The 15,463-nt window shown below is 65.1% G+C and carries 14 protein-coding genes; 5 read left to right on the forward strand and 9 right to left on the reverse strand.

What is annotated here, in order from left to right; all coding sequences use genetic code 11:
• Positions 1–14: 14 nt before the first annotated feature.
• The 9 genes from KBA48_RS09005 to KBA48_RS09045 all read right to left on the reverse strand — a co-directional run bounded on the left by KBA48_RS09005 (position 15) and on the right by KBA48_RS09045 (position 10,006).
• A complete protein-coding gene (locus KBA48_RS09005; RefSeq protein ID WP_292905382.1) occupies positions 15–1,766 on the reverse strand; it encodes an FAD-dependent monooxygenase in 1,752 nt (583 codons plus the stop codon).
• Positions 1,767–1,907: 141 nt separating this feature from the next.
• Positions 1,908–2,441: a gamma carbonic anhydrase family protein gene (locus tag KBA48_RS09010; RefSeq protein ID WP_292905384.1), complete on the reverse strand. Its 534-nt coding sequence runs from the start codon at positions 2,439–2,441 to the stop codon at positions 1,908–1,910.
• Between the two features lie 8 nt (positions 2,442–2,449).
• Positions 2,450–2,878 carry a heme-binding protein gene (locus tag KBA48_RS09015; RefSeq protein WP_292905386.1) on the reverse strand — a complete coding sequence of 143 codons (429 nt, stop codon included), beginning with the start codon at positions 2,876–2,878 and terminating at the stop codon, positions 2,450–2,452.
• Between the two features lie 9 nt (positions 2,879–2,887).
• The gene (gene glcF, locus KBA48_RS09020; protein ID WP_292905388.1) at positions 2,888–4,189 is read right to left on the reverse strand and encodes a glycolate oxidase subunit GlcF; all 1,302 of its coding nucleotides are present in this window, start codon (positions 4,187–4,189) and stop codon (positions 2,888–2,890) included.
• Positions 4,186–5,358, reverse strand: coding sequence for an FAD-binding protein (locus KBA48_RS09025; protein ID WP_292905390.1), 1,173 nt, complete (start codon positions 5,356–5,358; stop codon positions 4,186–4,188). Before KBA48_RS09025 ends, glcF begins: the two co-directional genes overlap by 4 nt.
• Positions 5,358–6,851 (reverse strand): FAD-linked oxidase C-terminal domain-containing protein, encoded by a 1,494-nt coding sequence (locus tag KBA48_RS09030; protein WP_292905392.1) that lies wholly within the window; start codon positions 6,849–6,851, stop codon positions 5,358–5,360. Before KBA48_RS09030 ends, KBA48_RS09025 begins: the two co-directional genes overlap by 1 nt.
• A 42-nt stretch (positions 6,852–6,893) precedes the next feature.
• Positions 6,894–7,991, reverse strand: a complete 1,098-nt coding sequence (locus tag KBA48_RS09035) for an aromatic ring-hydroxylating dioxygenase subunit alpha (RefSeq protein ID WP_292905394.1) — start codon at positions 7,989–7,991, stop codon at positions 6,894–6,896.
• 52 nt (positions 7,992–8,043) lie between these two features.
• Positions 8,044–8,967, reverse strand: coding sequence for a fumarylacetoacetate hydrolase family protein (locus tag KBA48_RS09040; RefSeq protein ID WP_292905396.1), 924 nt, complete (start codon positions 8,965–8,967; stop codon positions 8,044–8,046).
• 130 nt (positions 8,968–9,097) lie between these two features.
• Positions 9,098–10,006 carry a LysR substrate-binding domain-containing protein gene (locus KBA48_RS09045; RefSeq protein WP_292905398.1) on the reverse strand — a complete coding sequence of 303 codons (909 nt, stop codon included), beginning with the start codon at positions 10,004–10,006 and terminating at the stop codon, positions 9,098–9,100.
• A gap of 268 nt (positions 10,007–10,274) precedes the next feature.
• Here KBA48_RS09045 and KBA48_RS09050 point away from each other — a divergent pair, with 268 nt between their 5' ends.
• The 5 genes from KBA48_RS09050 (at position 10,275) to KBA48_RS09070 (ending at position 15,416) form a co-directional block, all read left to right on the forward strand.
• Complete coding sequence (locus KBA48_RS09050) at positions 10,275–11,897, forward strand: FAD-dependent monooxygenase (RefSeq protein ID WP_292905400.1); 1,623 nt, start codon at positions 10,275–10,277, stop codon at positions 11,895–11,897.
• Between the two features lie 36 nt (positions 11,898–11,933).
• Positions 11,934–12,743, forward strand: coding sequence for an alpha/beta hydrolase (locus KBA48_RS09055; RefSeq protein ID WP_292905402.1), 810 nt, complete (start codon positions 11,934–11,936; stop codon positions 12,741–12,743).
• A 50-nt stretch (positions 12,744–12,793) separates the two neighbouring features.
• On the forward strand, positions 12,794–13,576 hold the full coding sequence (locus KBA48_RS09060; protein ID WP_292905404.1) for an SDR family NAD(P)-dependent oxidoreductase: 783 nt from the start codon (positions 12,794–12,796) through the stop codon (positions 13,574–13,576).
• 185 nt (positions 13,577–13,761) lie between these two features.
• On the forward strand, positions 13,762–14,355 hold the full coding sequence (locus KBA48_RS09065) for a VOC family protein (RefSeq protein WP_292905406.1): 594 nt from the start codon (positions 13,762–13,764) through the stop codon (positions 14,353–14,355).
• Between the two features lie 92 nt (positions 14,356–14,447).
• The gene (locus KBA48_RS09070; RefSeq protein ID WP_292905408.1) at positions 14,448–15,416 is read left to right on the forward strand and encodes a fumarylacetoacetate hydrolase family protein; all 969 of its coding nucleotides are present in this window, start codon (positions 14,448–14,450) and stop codon (positions 15,414–15,416) included.
• Positions 15,417–15,463 lie beyond the last annotated feature (47 nt).

Below are 15,463 nucleotides of genomic sequence, written 5' to 3' on the forward strand. Positions count from 1 at the left end.
CAAGAATCCATGGATTATCGGCCTTGGCGGATTTCCGCTCCGGCGGGCGCCCTGTCGGCGACCATTGGCGGCACACTCCCTTGATGGCCCTTACCGGATCGATCGACCGCCACGCCCATCCCGGCACCTGTCAGATGCGGAGCCTTCATCCCCTGTCCGCAGACCCGGGACATGAGATCGTCCGGCACAGCACCTCCCCGCCAAGCCACATGCTGGTCCGGCCGGATAAGGACCAGGGGGGCCTGGTAGAGATCGGCGACCTCCTTGTCGGAAGTCTCGAAGACCTGCAAGGGAACACCCAGGTGCCGCGCCTGGGCCTGGACCTTCAGCACCTCCGGGCGGGGATCGGCATCCAACACCAGCAACGTGAAGCCCGGGCCGAAATGATCGTAGAGCGAGTTGCCATCCTCCAGCCAGCGGTGGGGCGCCAAACTGCCCGGAGCCGCCGAGGGCACGTAATCGACCGACCGCACCCACGGCGTGGAGGGGTTATCGTCAACAATGATCGGCGATCCCATGTAGCGGTAGCCGAGCACGACCCCCAGGCTGAAGAATTCCGGCCGCTTGGTCTTCCAGATCAGGTCGGCGACTTCCTTGCGGATCTGCTCACCCCTGGGCGTATCTTCCTCGATGCCATCGCGGGCCAGCTGATTGGGTGCCAGCGCGTGGTTTGCTTCGGCTTCGTCCATCACATAATCATGGATGGGCCGACGTTCCTGCTCGTAAGTGTCGAGCAGGGCGGGCGCCCCCCATCCCTGCAGCACGGCGGCAAGCTTCCAGCCCAGATCGACGGCATCGGCGATACCCATGTTCATGCCAAACCCGCCGAAGGGCGGATGGAGATGGCAGGCATCACCCGCCAAGAATATCCGTCCGCGCGAATAGCGGTCGGCCAGCAGCCGGCTTGCGACCCAGATTTCCGAACTTAGGATGCGATAGGGCAGGTCAAGGCCCGTCGATCGGCGGATCATGCCGAGCAACTGTTCCTCGGTAAACTGGGTTTCCGGCGGAATGCCGGTCGGAACGAAGAACCAGCGGTCGCCGACATCCATCGGCCCGATGAAGCTCGGCATATCCTGGTTGCACTGCCAGACCTGGATGGTCGGTCCATGCGGCTGGGCTTCCGCCAGGCCGGGCGCCTCGAAGATCGTCATGTTGTTGCGGGACAGGCCGTGGACGCCCACCATGGTGGCGCCGATCTGATGGCGTACGCTGCTGCGACCGCCGTCGGCCCCCACGAGATAGAGGGCCTTCTTCGTCGCTTCCGCCCCGGTATCCACCGAACGGATCACGGCCGAAACGCCGTTCTCATCCTGGGTGATCCCGACCAGTTCCCGCCCGAACTCGACACGTACGCCCGGCAGTGAGCGCGCATGGTCGAGCAGAACAGCCTCCAGCTTATATTGCGGGATCCATTGCGCATGTTCGGAATAATGGTGGTCACGCTGCGGATTGCCACCGAAGGCATGTTCAAACCGGGTGATCAGATGCCCGCCCAGGCGCGTCACGAACAGGATGTTGGAGGGATAGTCGACGCCGAAGGGGGCGGCCTCCGCCAGGCGCCCGGCGATACCCCAGCGCCGCAGATGTTCGCGCGTGCGGATATTGGTGTTCTTGGCGCGCGGCGCATGTCCGGTGCGGTCATTCTTCTCCACCACCAGACAGGGGATCGAACGGCTTCCCAGTTCAATGGCCAGCGCCAATCCGGTCGGGCCCGCGCCGACGATGATCACCTGCGGCGGGGCCGCATCCTTTTGATTGTGCAATGTCGCCTCCCGGTTTTCCGTTTTCTTTATCGCAAGCGTCCGGCGCGCGCAGGATGACAAGAAGCGGCCCGCGCCATCCTTCCAGGTATCAGCCGTTGCGACGAACAGCCTGTAGCGGCATCGCCTTGCGTCGGGCCATTATCAGTCGGCGATCAGCTTCAGTGTGGTTTTGAAATGCGCGGCCTTCTCGCGATAAAGCTGTGCCGATTGCCGCAGCGACGCGATCTCCTGCGGCGACAATGCACGCCTGACGGTGGCCGGTGCGCCAACGATCAGGCTTCCCGGCGGGAAGTGCTTGCCTTCCGTCACCAGTGCACCGGCCCCGATCAGGCAATCATCACCGATCACGGCCTTGTTCAGCACCCGTGCGCCCATGCCGACCAGAACGCGGTCTCCGATGGTGCATCCATGCAGGATGGCGTGATGTCCGACCGTCACCTCCTCGCCTAGCGTCAGCGGGGCGCCGGGGTCGGAGTGCAGCATCGCGCCGTCCTGGATATTGCTGCCGGCGCCGACCAGGATCGGCGTATTGTCGGCGCGGATGACGGCGCCGAACCAAACGCTGGCGCCCGACGCGAGCCTGACTTGGCCGATAAGGTCAGCCGATGGCGCCACCCAGGCACTGTCATCGTCCGGCAGTGACGGGCGCTGTCCGTCATACTCATAGAGCGGCATCTCGTCTCTCAGCTTTGCGGGGTCAGGCCGGCGGCGGCGATACCCGCCATGGTGCACAGTTCGTCATTGTCCGACGTATCCCCCGTGGTGCCGATCGCACCGATCGGCAAGCCGTCGCTATCCACCAGGATAACACCGCCGGCCGCCGGCACGATGCCCTGGGGTGCGACCATGCCGATCGACGCGATGAAGGCCGGGCGCTCGGCCACGACCTCGCCGATCCGGCGACTGGACATGCCCAGCGCCAGCGCCCCGGCCGCCTTGCCCGTGGCGACCTGGGGGCGAAGGATGGAGGCGCCATCCTGGCGCTGCAGAGCGATCAGATGGCCGCCCGCGTCCAGGACCGCCACGCATAGGGGCTTCAGCCCCAATTCGTTACCCTTGGCGAATGCGGCTTCGATCATCCTGTTCGCCTGATCCAGACTGATGCGGCTCATGTTGCACTCCTAGTCGGTGGAAAGTGAGGAAAGGGTATCGGGCATCGGCCCGCCGGCAGCCCAATCAAGCAGTTCGACAATGTGGACGACGGGGATGCCCGTGCGCTGACCGATCTGCATGGCGCAGCCGATATTGCCGGTCGCGATGACGTCGGGTCGCAACCGTTCGAGATTAGCGACCTTGCGATCGCCGAGCCGTCCTGCGATCTCCGGCTGGAGGATATTGTATGTACCAGCCGACCCGCAGCAAAGATGTGCCTCAGCCGGGGTACGGACGTCATAACCCGCGCGGGTCAGCAGGCGCTTCGGTGCCTCCGTCACCTTCTGACCATGCTGGAGGGAGCAGGCGGCGTGATAGGCGACGGTGAGGGCGCGGGGCTGCCCCGCCGGCAGATCGATCTTCGCCAGGAATTCCGAGATGTCCCTGGCCAGGGCCGATACGGCAGCCGCCGGTGCGGCATATTGGGGGTCATCGCGCAGCATGAAGCCGTAATCCTTGATCGTCGTGCCGCATCCCGACGCGGTGACCAGCACGGCATCAAGGCCCCCGTCCGCGATCAGGCGCTGCCAGGCATCGACGTTCCGCCGCGCGGCGTCGAGACTGTCCGTCTCCCGCCCCATGTGATGGATCAGGGCACCGCAACACCCCTCCCCGGGCGCGAGCAGGACGTCATAACCCGCGCGGTTGAGCAGGCGTACCGCCGCTTGGCGGAATTCCGGGCGCAGCACCGGTTCCGCACAGCCCCGCAAAAGCGCCACCCGCCCTCTGGCACCGGCGACAAGCGCGTTGCTGTCATCAGCTGGAGGCGGCAGGCGGGCCGGTGCCAAGGCCAGCATGGCTGCCAGCGGTCGCAGCGCGTTGATCCGGTTAAATAGCGGCAGGCCCAACCGACCCAGGCGTGCCAGCGCCAGCGCCGCGCGGAACCGAGCCGGATGCGGCAGGGTCCAGGCCAGCATCGCGCGTATCAGCCGTTCACGCAGCGGTCGCTTGAACCGCGCCTCGATATAGATCCGCGCATGATCGACCAGATGCATGTAGTTCACGCCGGAAGGGCATGTCGTCATGCAGGACAGGCAGGAGAGGCAGCGATCGACATGCTTGACGATCTCGGGCGTCGGCACCCGTTCCCGTTCCAGCATGTCCTTGATCAGATAGATACGACCGCGCGGGCTGTCTAACTCGTCACCCAGCAGGACATAGGTCGGGCAGGTGGCCGTACAGAAGCCGCAATGCACACATTTGCGGATGATCGCCTCCGATCCCGCCATCACCGGGTCGGCTAGCGCCTCGGGCCTGAATTCCGTCTTCACGTCGCGCCTCCAAAACGACCGGTCTCGAATATGCCCGCCGGGTCGAAGGCGCGCCTTATCCGCGCCTCCAACGCCGTGGGGCCCGAAGCGACGGGATGGAATGCCGGGACCTGGGCGCGCAGCGATGCCGGTCCCCGGATCAGCGTCGCATGCCCGCCACCCTGCGCCGCGGCGGCCCGGACAAGGGCGGGATCGCCATCAAAGCCCAGCCAGATCAGACCACCGGCCCAGTCGAACATCCACTGCGCCCCTTGCGCCCCCAGGCTGGCGATCACCGCCGGACCCCTGCTTGGCGGCACGTTCACGCGCCAGAGCGGCAGATCATCGCCCAGGGGCGCCAGGGTGCGCAGGCCGTCCCAGAAAATATCCGCCTCGCCCCCGTCCAGCAAAACGGTCGGTCCGAAGTCGGACAGGTGGCGATCAAGGATGGCGCGCTTGGCCGTCACGGATGGGCCGAAGCCGCGAAGCAGCAGGGCGGTCAGCGCGGTCCCGTCGCCCAGTTCCGCCGGCCTGTGCGCTGCCGCCGCAACCTCGGCCGGTGATCCCATCGCCAGGGCCATCGCCGCCGCCGCCCGCTCCGGGTCCAGTCCCGGCAGGACCAGGGTCGCCTGCACGGGCGGCCGCGGCAGCACTTTCAGGGTCAGTTCCGTCATGGCAAACAGCCGGCCCCAGCTTCCGGCGGCAAGCTTGGGCAGGTCATAGCCGGTTACGTTCTTGACGACCCGCGCGCCGGCGACCAGCGGCTCGCCCCTGCCTGACACGGTGCGGATGCCAAGTAAATGGTCACGCGCCGACCCGCAGGACAACCGGCACGACCCCGCCACTCCCGCCGCCACCACACCGCCGATCGTCGCCCGTCCGGCGGCACGGCCGAATACGGGGGCGTGATCGAAGGGATCGAAGGCCAGCATCTGGTTCTCGCTACGCACCAGCGCCTCGACCTCCGCCAGCGGCGTGCCCGCCCCGACGGTCAACACCAGCTCGGCTGGATCATAGTCCACGATGCCGGCAAATCCCGTCATGTCGAGCGGCACGGCATCGGGCGTATCGCATCCGATGCCTGCCTTGCTGCGGCCACCATGGATGGCGAGCCGCTGTCCGCGCCCCAGCGCGCGGACGATGTCGATCAGCTCATCGGAGGAGGTGGGGCGGAGAGGAACGGGCATCATCAGAAACGCGGCAGGTCCGGAAACGGCGTGGCGCCTTGATGCACATGCAGGCGGCCCAGTTCCGCGCAGCGGTGGAGTGTCGGGAACATCTTGCCGGGATTGAGCAGCGATTTCGGGTCGAAGGCGCATTTCAGTCGCTGCTGCTGCCGGAGGTCGATCTCGGAAAACATGACCGGCATCAGGTCACGCTTCTCCACGCCGACGCCATGTTCCCCCGTCAGCACGCCGCCGAGGGCGACGCAGTGGCGCAGGATGTCGTCGCCGAACGCCTCCGCCCGGTCCAGTTCGCCGGGGATATTGGCATCATATAGGATCAGCGGATGCAGGTTGCCGTCACCGGCATGGAACACATTGGCGACATCCAGGCCATATCGCCTGGACAGCGCCCGCATATGCTCCAGCATCTCCGGCAGGCGACGGCGGGGGATGGTGCCATCCATGCAATAATAATCCGGCGCAAGGCGACCGATGGCGGGAAAGGCCGCCTTGCGCCCGGCCCAGAAGGCCGTGCGCTCGGCCTCGTCGCGGGAGAGGCGCAAGGTGGTCGATCCGTCGGCGCGGGCGATGGCTGCGACCTTTTCGATCAGATGGTCGCATTCGGCCGAAACGCCGTCCAGTTCGACGACCAGCAGTGCTTCGACATCCAGCGGATACCCCGCCTTCACGAAGGCCTCCGCCGCATGGATAGCCGGCCGGTCCATCATCTCCATGCCCGCCGGGATGATGCCGGCCGCGATCACATCGGCCACGCATTTGCCCGCCCCCTCCACGTCAGGAAACCCGATGAGCAGGGCGCGTGCCCCTTCGGGCCGGGGCAGGATGCGCACCGTCACCTCCGTGACGATGCCCAGCAGCCCCTCCGACCCCACCACGAGCCCCAGCAGGTCAAGGCCGGCGGGATCGAGTTGGCGACCGCCCAACCGGACCACCTCGCCATCCATGAGCACGATCTCGACACCCAGGACGTTGTTCGTCGTCAGGCCGTATTTCAGGCAGTGCACGCCACCGGAATTCTCCGCCACATTGCCGCCGATCGAGCAAGCGATCTGGCTGGACGGGTCCGGCGCATAGTAGAAGCCGCGCTCCTCGACCGCGCGGGTGACGGCCAGGTTGGTGACACCGGGCTGGACCACGACCAGCCGGTCCGCATAGTCGATCCCCAGCACCCGGTTGAATTTCGCCATGCCGACCAGCACCGCGTCGGCCAGCGGCAGGGCGCCACCGGAGAGCGAAGTGCCCGATCCGCGTGGCACCACCTTGACACCCTCGGCATGGCACCAGGCCAGGATGGCGGAAACCTGGGCCGTGGTCTCCGGCAGCACCACGACCATCGGCGGCTGACGATAGGCAGTCAGACCATCGGATTCGTAGGGGCGAAGCGCGTCGACATCGTCGATCACGCTGTCGCCCGGCACAATCGCCCGCAAGGCCCGGACAATATCCGGGCGCCGCCTGAGAATGGCGGTATCAGGCTCGGGCATTCGAAGGGACATCAGGAATATCCACTGCGCTGGAAACCGGGGAAACGTTCGACCCTATTTTGCCGGATTGAGCTGCTTCTCCTCCTCCGCGATCATCCGGGCGAGAACGCGTCGCGCACGGCCGGCACCGGCATCGGTTGGCAGCAGGACCGGGTTCAGCGACATGAAATCCGCATCGCCGATCATCTCCTGCTGCGCCTCGACCACGGGCAGGTCTTCGGTTTCAAACGGTCCCCGTACAGCGTCGGTCTGCTGCTGCGCGATCTCCTGCGCCATCGGTCCGGCCGAGCGGGGGCAGCACATGGCGTAGAAATAATGAGTCGTTTTCGCCGTTTCTGGCGTGAAGAAATGGATGCTGGGAACGTCGCTGCCTTCCTCGCGCGGCCGACCCGTCTGCGTGGCGCCGCTATACAGCTCGATCAGAGCCGGCGCCTGCCATTTGCAATCGAGCCAACGATCGACGGCCGTACCGGGTTCAAGGCCGAAAATCTCCTCCAGGAAGGAGGGCAAGTGATCGTTGGTAATGAAACGCTTCGACCAGACCGCGTCACCCTCCTGCACCGTCTCGATCTTCCCGCGGCGGACAGCCTCGGTGGCGAAGAGCGGGTGCAGGAACTCGATATGGCTGAGATCCATGATATTGTCGGATTCAAGCTCGTAATGCGCCTTGGCCTTCAGATAGCCCTGACCGGCTGCATATTTCTCCGGGTCCAGCAGCGGAAACACCGGAAGCTTCGCGGGGTCGGCCAGGGCCGGATCGCCAAACCAGATCCAGACGGCGCCATAGCGCTCGTACACCGGATAGGAGGGAACCTTTGCCGCCTTGGGGATCGCGCCATTGCCGTGCGGGTTGTGGACACATTGCCCGTCGCTCCCGAAGCGCAGGCCATGATACCGGCACTGCACCGCATCCCCGACCAGTTCGCCCATGTGCAGCGGCGCGAAACGGTGCGGACAGCGGTCGCCGATGGCGCGAACGCTGCCTTCATGGTCGCGAAAGAACACCACCGGCCGCTCCACCAGCGTCCGATGGAACAGGCGTCCGGGCGGGATCTCTTTGTCCCAAGCCGCCATGTACCAGATATTTTTCAATGCCCGCATCACCAGCTCCCGCTGCGGATCAATCGCTAGGCCGCCTGCGCGCCCGACCATTGGTTAACGTGCCATGGATGGGTGGGGAGGCGGTAGCGCTTCCCCACACTCGTCAGGCCTGGGCCGCTGCCAGCACCTTCGAGATCCGGTTCTCATCAAGCACCGGGAAGCGGCGCGCCTTGCTGGGGCCGACCTTGTTCTCGATGGCGCCGATATTCTCGATCTCACAACGCACGACATCGCCGGTTTCCAGGTGCCGCTGCGGAATCAGCGCATGGCCCACGCCTTCCGGCGTGCCCGTCAGGAGCAGGTCGCCGGGTTCCAGCACGAAGGCGGTCGAGACATACTCGATCTGCTCCCAGATGCTGTAGATGAGTTGCTCGGTATTGGCCTGCTGGCGCAGCTCGCCATTGACATAGGTGCGCAGTTCCAGTCTGTGCGGGTCGCCGATCTCATCCGGCGTGACGATCCAGGGGCCGACGGGGCCGAAACTCTCGAAGGATTTGCCGATGGTCCAGGTATTGGCATGCAATTGCCAGTCGCGCGCTGAAACGTCATTGGCGACGACATAGCCGAACACATGGGCCGGCGCCTCGTCGGGAGTGACATAGCGCGCCGCCCGGCCGATCACGACGCCAAGCTCGACCTCATAATCGAGCTGACGAGTGACGCCCGGATCGATCTCATCGAACGGGCCGGAGATGGAACTAGTCGCCTTGTTGAACCAGACCTGGAATTTCGGCGGGACCACGCCGAGGCGCACGCCCTCCTCCGCATGCTTGCGGTAGTTCATGCCGATGGCCAGGAAATTGTGCGGCCGTTCGACGGGCGACAGCAACCGCGCGCCTTCCAGGGCAACGATCGGCCGAGCACCAGCAAGCTTGTCGGCGAGCCTCTCCAAGGCTTCCGGACCGGCTGCTGCGAGCTGGCGCATTTCGCGATATTCCGGCAGCAGGTCGGAAATACGGATGATCCCATCGCCGACAACGACACCGATGGCAGGCTGGCCATCCCAAATGAAACGCACAAGCTTCATGATCGATCTCTCTCCCCAAAGGCCATGGACGTTGTCGCCCCTCTCCCGAGCTTATCGGGCAAGCCGATGATCCTGTGGCGATCAGAAAGTTCGACCGGTGATACCTGAAACGGGTTCGGCATGCACCGGGCTAAGGGTGCCCGCGCCGGTTGTGCGCGGCCTTGCGCAGAAGGTCACTGAGCTTTTCCGCCAGCGGCGTCAGCGGCAGCCCCCGGCGATGGACCAGGCAGATCGGGTCCGAAGAGATGGGCGGGATATGCTCCAGCGGGGCACAGAAGCCCGCGATGGGCATCAGTTGGAACATCTGATCCGGCAGTACGGTCAACAGCTCGGTATTCGCCACCGTGATGATGGTGATGAGCATGGAGGAGGATTCGACGAGGACCTCCGGCACCGGCAGCCCGAGCCGTTTGAAGGTCGCCTCCAGGTCGCTTTCCGCGCTCCTGTCCTCCAGCGACGGACGTACCCAGCCGACATTGACCAGATCCTCCAGCGACCGGGCGCCGCCAAGCGGATGGCCCACCCGTCCCGCGATTCGACGGTTGTGCGGCATCAGTTCTTCAACCGTGAAACGCTGGGAGACATTCTCCTTGCGGATCGAGCCAACCCAGAAATCCATGAGGCCTTCCGCCAGCTTCTGTTCCACCGGCTGGAAAAGCGTCTGCGTGACCTTGGCGACAGCCTTCGGATAACGCCTGTTGAAAGCGGAAAGGGAGGATGGCAGCAGGCTCATGATGCTGATCGGCGACAGGCCGACCGAGACTTCGCCCGTAAAATCACCGTTCCACTGGCTTGCCTCCTCCTTCGCTCGCTGGATCTCGGCCTGCACGCTCTCGATGCGGCGGACGAACCGCTCGCCGACGGGTGTCAGCGAGACGCCCTTGGAATGGCGTTCCAGCAGCGACTGGCCCAGTTCATTCTCGATCTCCCGGATGCTGCGGGTGATGACCGGCTGGGCGATGCCCAAATGCCGGCTCGCGGCACGCAGGCTCCCCGTATGGACGACCGCAAGCAAATCCCGGAAATGGGTCAACTTCATTGTTCCCCCCGCACTCTTTTGATTTTTTAGGTATCACAAAGAATATCGCGCCATCTGCTTCAGTCAATCCTCGCGCGACGGTTGGAGGTATCGCCGCCGTGATCTTGTCATCTGGCGGCACTTGCAGCGCCGAACTAGCCTCCCCGACATCCAACCACACGAGAAGGCCCGCCGCGTAGCGCCCGACAATCCGGGCCGCAAGCGGCGTCGGTAGTCCGACAGTTTCGCGGACCACAGGCGAAACGGGCGCAGAAGGGATGATCGACCCGTGAAACCAAGCGACAACAACTTCCAGGTCGTGATCGCCGGCGCAGGGCCGTGCGGCATGGCTGTGGCGATCGAACTGGGGCTGCGCGGCATCCGCACGCTTGTGTGCGAACCTCGCTCCGTCGATGCCTATGGTATCGCCAAGGTCAACCTGGTGAATGCCCGCTCGATGGAGCATTTCCGGCGTTGGGGCATCGCGGACCGTCACCGCGCGAACGATCCGGTGCCCGCCGATGTCGCCCGCGACCTAGTTTTCTCCACGCGGGCCAATGGCAAGATCCTGTTCAAGGCCGAAGGCGCCTATGAATGGCGCGAGCGCATGCCGATCGCGGCGGAAACGCCCGAATGGGCGCCTTTCGAGGCCATCGAGAAGTCCCTGCGCACGCGGCTGCTGGAACTCGACGCCGTCACCTTCATCGAGCATTCGAGCGTGCTGGACTTCACCCAGGATGCCGGCGGGGTCCAGGTCACCTATGAGAAGGATGACGGACAGGTGACGGTCGGCGCCAACTATTTCATCATCGCCAACGGCCCCCACTCCCCGCAGCGCCGCAAGATCAACCTGCGGCTGGAGGGCAGGACGCTTTTCCACAATACCTCCTGGTATTTCCACGCGCCGGAGTTGAAGACGCTGTTCGAAAAGACGCATCTGTGCTCGATGACCTTCTTCCTGAATGACGATGCCTTTGGCGACATCCTCGTCCCCTATGGCGGGGATCACTGGGGCTATTATGTGTCGCCCATCCCCGAGGGCGTCGACGCCAACGACTGGAACCAGGTCCGGGAGATGATGTTCCGGTCCGTGGGCCAGCGGTTCGAGACGTCGGGGGAGCGGGGTTGGATCTGGGGAAGCCATGCCCGCATGGCGCGCAGCTTCAACTATGGCCGCGCCTTCCTTATCGGCGACGCCGCGCACCTGACGCCACCCTTCGGCGGCTTCGGCATGAACATGGGCGTCGGCGATGCGGCCGATCTGGGCTGGAAGATCGCCGCCACGCTGGAAGGCTGGGGCGGCCCGCGCCTGCTCGACACCTACTCCCTCGAACGCCGCGACGTGTGCAAGTTCATCATCGACGGTTCGGCCCACAACAACACGGTGTGGGGCAAGGCGCTGGTCCGTGAACATATGGAAGAGGACAGCGCGCGCGGCGAACAGGTCCGTGCGGAGATCCGCAAGGTCATCGTCGAGGAGAAGACCCAGCAGTTCCGCAGCCTGGGCGCACAGCTCGGCTATCGCTACACCGGTTCGCCGATCATCATCGCCGACGGCACGGAACCGCCGCCGATGACCTATGGCGATTATGTGCCCTCCTCGGTACCGGGGTGCCGCGCGCCCCATGTCTGGCTGGGCGCCGATGACTCCCTGTACGACCACCTGGGCTGGGGATTCTGCCTGCTTCAGCAGGACCCGGACATCGACGTCGCCCCCCTAGTGGAAGCGGCCGCGAAGGCGGGACTGCCGCTGAAGGTCTGGAACCTGGACCATCCGGGCGTCCGGGCACTCTATGAGCGCAAACTCACCCTGATCCGCCCGGACCAGCATGTAGCTTGGCGCGGGGACACGCTTCCCGACGATCCGGGCCATGTCATCGACATCGTGCGCGGCGCCGCGCAGTACCGCTGACAAGCGTCGACCGGAAAACCTGACGAAAGCGGGACGATGAAGGACTATATCCTCGACATCAACGGCATCGCCTATGCCTGTACCGAGGCGGGCACGGGTCCCCTGCTGCTGCTCTGCCACGGGACCTTCGGGGGCAGGCGGCTGATGCTGCCGCAAGTGCGGTATCTGAGCCGCTGGTTCCGCTGCGTCGCGTTCGACTGGCGGGGCCATGGCGGGTCGGGCTACGATCCGGCGGGCTGGACGGCCGACGACCTGGTGGAGGATGTCGCCCGGATCATCGCGGCTCTGGGAGAGCGCGAAGCGATGATCGCGGGCGTGTCCCAGGGTGGCGCCATCGGCATGCGCGTGGCGCTGAAATATCCGGAGAAGCTCCGCGCTCTGGTCAATATGTGCGGCGGTCCCGGCGGTCCCCCGCCCGCTGCCGTGGAGCGTATCTATGGTTTCGCGCGGATCTTCGCCATGGAACGGGATGAGGCCGCGCGCCGGGCGGCGGCCATCGATTTCGCCGCCGACTATTTCCACGCGCCGGGCTTCACCGAGCGGGAACCGGAGCGTTTCGCCGAAGAGATCGATGTCATCCTCTCCCATCCGCGCGAAAGTGTCGGGCTGCTGCCCTGCGTGCCCGAAAGCTATGTCGACATCACGCCACGCCTGGGCGCGATCGCCTGCCCGACCCTCATCCTCTGGGCATCGCACGAGGCCCGTCCCACGCTGGGCGCGGCGCTGGCCGCCGCCATTCCCGGGGCGCAACTGGTGACGATCCAGAATGCCGGCCACCATGTGAATGTCGATGCGCCGGAGGAGACATCGAAGGCGATCGAGACATTCCTGCGCACCATCGAATAGCGCCCCGGAACAAGCGCCCAGGCGGGCGCGAAGCTGCAACGGAGGGGGAAATGGCGACGCGGAACGCGGCCATTCTCGACAAGACCATCATCCTGACCGGCGGCGGTGGCGACATCGGGTCGGCGACGGTACAATTGCTCCTGGCCCAGGGCGGACGCGTCGCTGTGCTGGACAGATCGCCAGACGCGCTGGACAGGCTGGCAGCGGCGGCCGGCGGGTCGGACAGGCTGTTTACCGCCCCCTGCGACGTGACGTCCGAAGCCGAGATCAGCGCCTGCTTTGCCAAGGCGCGCGCCGCCCTCGGCCCGATCCATGGCGTAGTGAACGCGGCGGGGATCGAGGGGCGGCGCGCGCCGATCGATCAATGCGCGACGGAGATGTTCGACGCCGTCATGGCGGTGAACGTCAAGGGTGTCTTTCTAGGTATCAAGCATGGCATTCCCCTGCTGCGGGAGAGCGGCGGCGGTGCCATCGTCAACGCCTGCAGCACGGCGGGCCTGAAGGGTGTGGAGGGAATGGCGCCCTATGTCGCCAGCAAGCATGCGGTGCTCGGCCTGACACGCAGCAGCGGCCTGGAATGGGGACGCCATGGCATCCGCATCAACTGCGTCGCGCCCGGCCCGGTGGAAGGGCGCATGCTCCAGTCCATCTATGCCGAGCGCGCCGCCGATCCCAGTTGGCCCAGCCTGGAAAGCCGCCGGGCGCTCAACCCGTCGGGGCGTTTTGGCGAACCAGCGGAGATCGCCAATGTGATCGCGTTCCTGCTGTCGGATGCGTCCAGCTTCGTCAATGGGGCGCTGTTCTCCGTCGATGGCGGTGTTTGCGCCCTGTGACAGGCAACGGGACCCGCATCGCCCCATCACGGTGGATCGGATACATGAATACAGACCAGCAGGCGGCGATGGTCGCGCTACGGTTCCAGGTATCGCTGACGCCGAACTTTCATCTGGGCGCGGATCGCGACAAGCTTGAAATAGCCTCAAAACAAGCCGCATCGAAAAACAAGGGAGAGAAAGCGATGACCCATGAAAAGGCCGCAAGGCCGGCGCCGAACCTGAAATTCGCCCATATCGGCCTCGTGGTTGCCGACATCGACCGGATGACGCGTTTCTATGTCGATGTCCTTGGCTTCACCGTGACCGACCATGGCGTGTTCGGGGAGATGCGCGTGGCGTTCATGTCGCGCGATCCCGAAGAACATCACCAGATCGTCCTGACCACCGGCCGGCCGCCTAATCTGCCGGCCAACACGATCAACCCCGATTTCGGTCCGGTCATCCAACAGATTTCCTTCAAGATGGGTTCGCTTGCCGATCTGCGCGACATGCGCGGCCGGCTGGAGGAAGGCGGCGCCACCAAGCTGACGGCGGCCAGCCACGGCAATGCCTGGAGCGTCTACGCGCATGATCCGGAAGGAAATTACATCGAATTCTATGTCGATACCGACTGGTACGCTGACCAACCCTGCTACGTGCCCCTGGACTTCAGCAAAACCGACGAGGAAATCACCCGGGAGACCCAGGCCATGTGCGAGGCAAGCCCCGGTTTCAAGCCCGTCGCCCAATGGCGCCGCGACATCGCCAAGGTGATGGCCCCGCCCTTCCGCCGCTGAACGCGGGCGCTTTCCGGCATATCCGGACGGAAATGCGGCGAATGCAGGTGTCGCGACGACCAAGGGTCGCGCGATGATCGAATGGAGATTTCATGAAGCTGGTTACGTTCGTTCGCGGGGAAGCGCAGCGGCTCGGTGCGCTTGTTGAGGATCGCGTGCTCGATCTCCAGGCCGCGGCGGCGGGCGCGGCCCCCGCCTTCGCGTCGATGCTGGCGCTGATCGAGGCCGGCCCCGAAGCCTGGGACGCCGCGCGCGCGCTGATCGCGAAGGCCAACGTCGATGCCATGCACGACCTGGCCGATGCGCGCCTCCTCGCCCCCCTGCCCCGACCGACCCGGCTGCGCGACTGCTCCCTGATGCTTGAGCATATGGATGTCGTGCTGATGCAGATGGCGCGACGGGCGGCGGAGGAGGAAAGCGATCCCGACGCCGCCTACGAGCGATTGATGGCATCGGGCAAATACGCGCTCAACCCGACCTTCAAGAAACAATGCGTGTACTACAATGCCGACCACACGTCGGTCAGCGGCACGGAAGTGGACATCGTCTGGCCCAGCTATTCCGACTATATCGACTTCGAGTTGGAATGGGCCTGCGTCATCGGCCGCCCGGCGCGCGACGCCACGCGGGAACGGGCGGCGGAGCACATCTTCGGCTACACGATCCTGAACGACTGGTCGGCACGCGACGTGCAAATGCCGCTCATGTACACGATGAACGGCCCAGGCGAAGGCAAGGATTTTCCGGGGAGCTGGGGCATCGGCCCCTGCATCGTGACCCCGGACGAAATCGGCGACCCGTATGATCTGACGATGACCGCCACGATCAACGGCGTGCAATGGACGCGCGGGACCACCGGATCGATGTACCACCGCTTCGAGGACGCGATCGCCCAGTTCAGCCGGGAAAAGACCATCCTGCCCGGCGAGGTGCTGGGGTCCGGAACCGTCCTCGGCGGCTGCGGCTTCGAGCTGGGGCGCAAGCTCAGTCCGGGCGACCTCGTTGAACTGGAGGTCCAGAATATCGGGGTGCTCCGCAACCGCGTCGTGCGGGCCAGCTGACCACGTCGCATCGAACCAAAAACAAAATCAAATCGGGAGGTAAACAC

The organism is Niveispirillum sp., assembly GCF_017996735.1.
Classification (GTDB): domain Bacteria; phylum Pseudomonadota; class Alphaproteobacteria; order Azospirillales; family Azospirillaceae; genus Niveispirillum.

Excerpts from the sequence above, each read along its gene's own strand:
- KBA48_RS09010 (WP_292905384.1), bottom strand. The coding sequence starts at position 2,441 with ATGCCGCTCTATGAGTATGACGGACAGCGCCCGTCACTGCCGGACGAT.
- KBA48_RS09015 (WP_292905386.1), bottom strand. The coding sequence starts at position 2,878 with ATGAGCCGCATCAGTCTGGATCAGGCGAACAGGATGATCGAAGCCGCA.
- KBA48_RS09025 (WP_292905390.1), bottom strand. The coding sequence starts at position 5,358 with ATGATGCCCGTTCCTCTCCGCCCCACCTCCTCCGATGAGCTGATCGAC.
- KBA48_RS09030 (WP_292905392.1), bottom strand. The coding sequence starts at position 6,851 with ATGTCCCTTCGAATGCCCGAGCCTGATACCGCCATTCTCAGGCGGCGC.
- KBA48_RS09035 (WP_292905394.1), bottom strand. The coding sequence starts at position 7,991 with ATGGTCGGGCGCGCAGGCGGCCTAGCGATTGATCCGCAGCGGGAGCTG.
- KBA48_RS09040 (WP_292905396.1), bottom strand. The coding sequence starts at position 8,967 with ATGAAGCTTGTGCGTTTCATTTGGGATGGCCAGCCTGCCATCGGTGTC.
- KBA48_RS09045 (WP_292905398.1), bottom strand. The coding sequence starts at position 10,006 with ATGAAGTTGACCCATTTCCGGGATTTGCTTGCGGTCGTCCATACGGGG.
- KBA48_RS09055 (WP_292905402.1), top strand. The coding sequence starts at position 11,934 with ATGAAGGACTATATCCTCGACATCAACGGCATCGCCTATGCCTGTACC.
- KBA48_RS09060 (WP_292905404.1), top strand. The coding sequence starts at position 12,794 with ATGGCGACGCGGAACGCGGCCATTCTCGACAAGACCATCATCCTGACC.
- KBA48_RS09065 (WP_292905406.1), top strand. The coding sequence starts at position 13,762 with ATGACCCATGAAAAGGCCGCAAGGCCGGCGCCGAACCTGAAATTCGCC.
- KBA48_RS09070 (WP_292905408.1), top strand. The coding sequence starts at position 14,448 with ATGAAGCTGGTTACGTTCGTTCGCGGGGAAGCGCAGCGGCTCGGTGCG.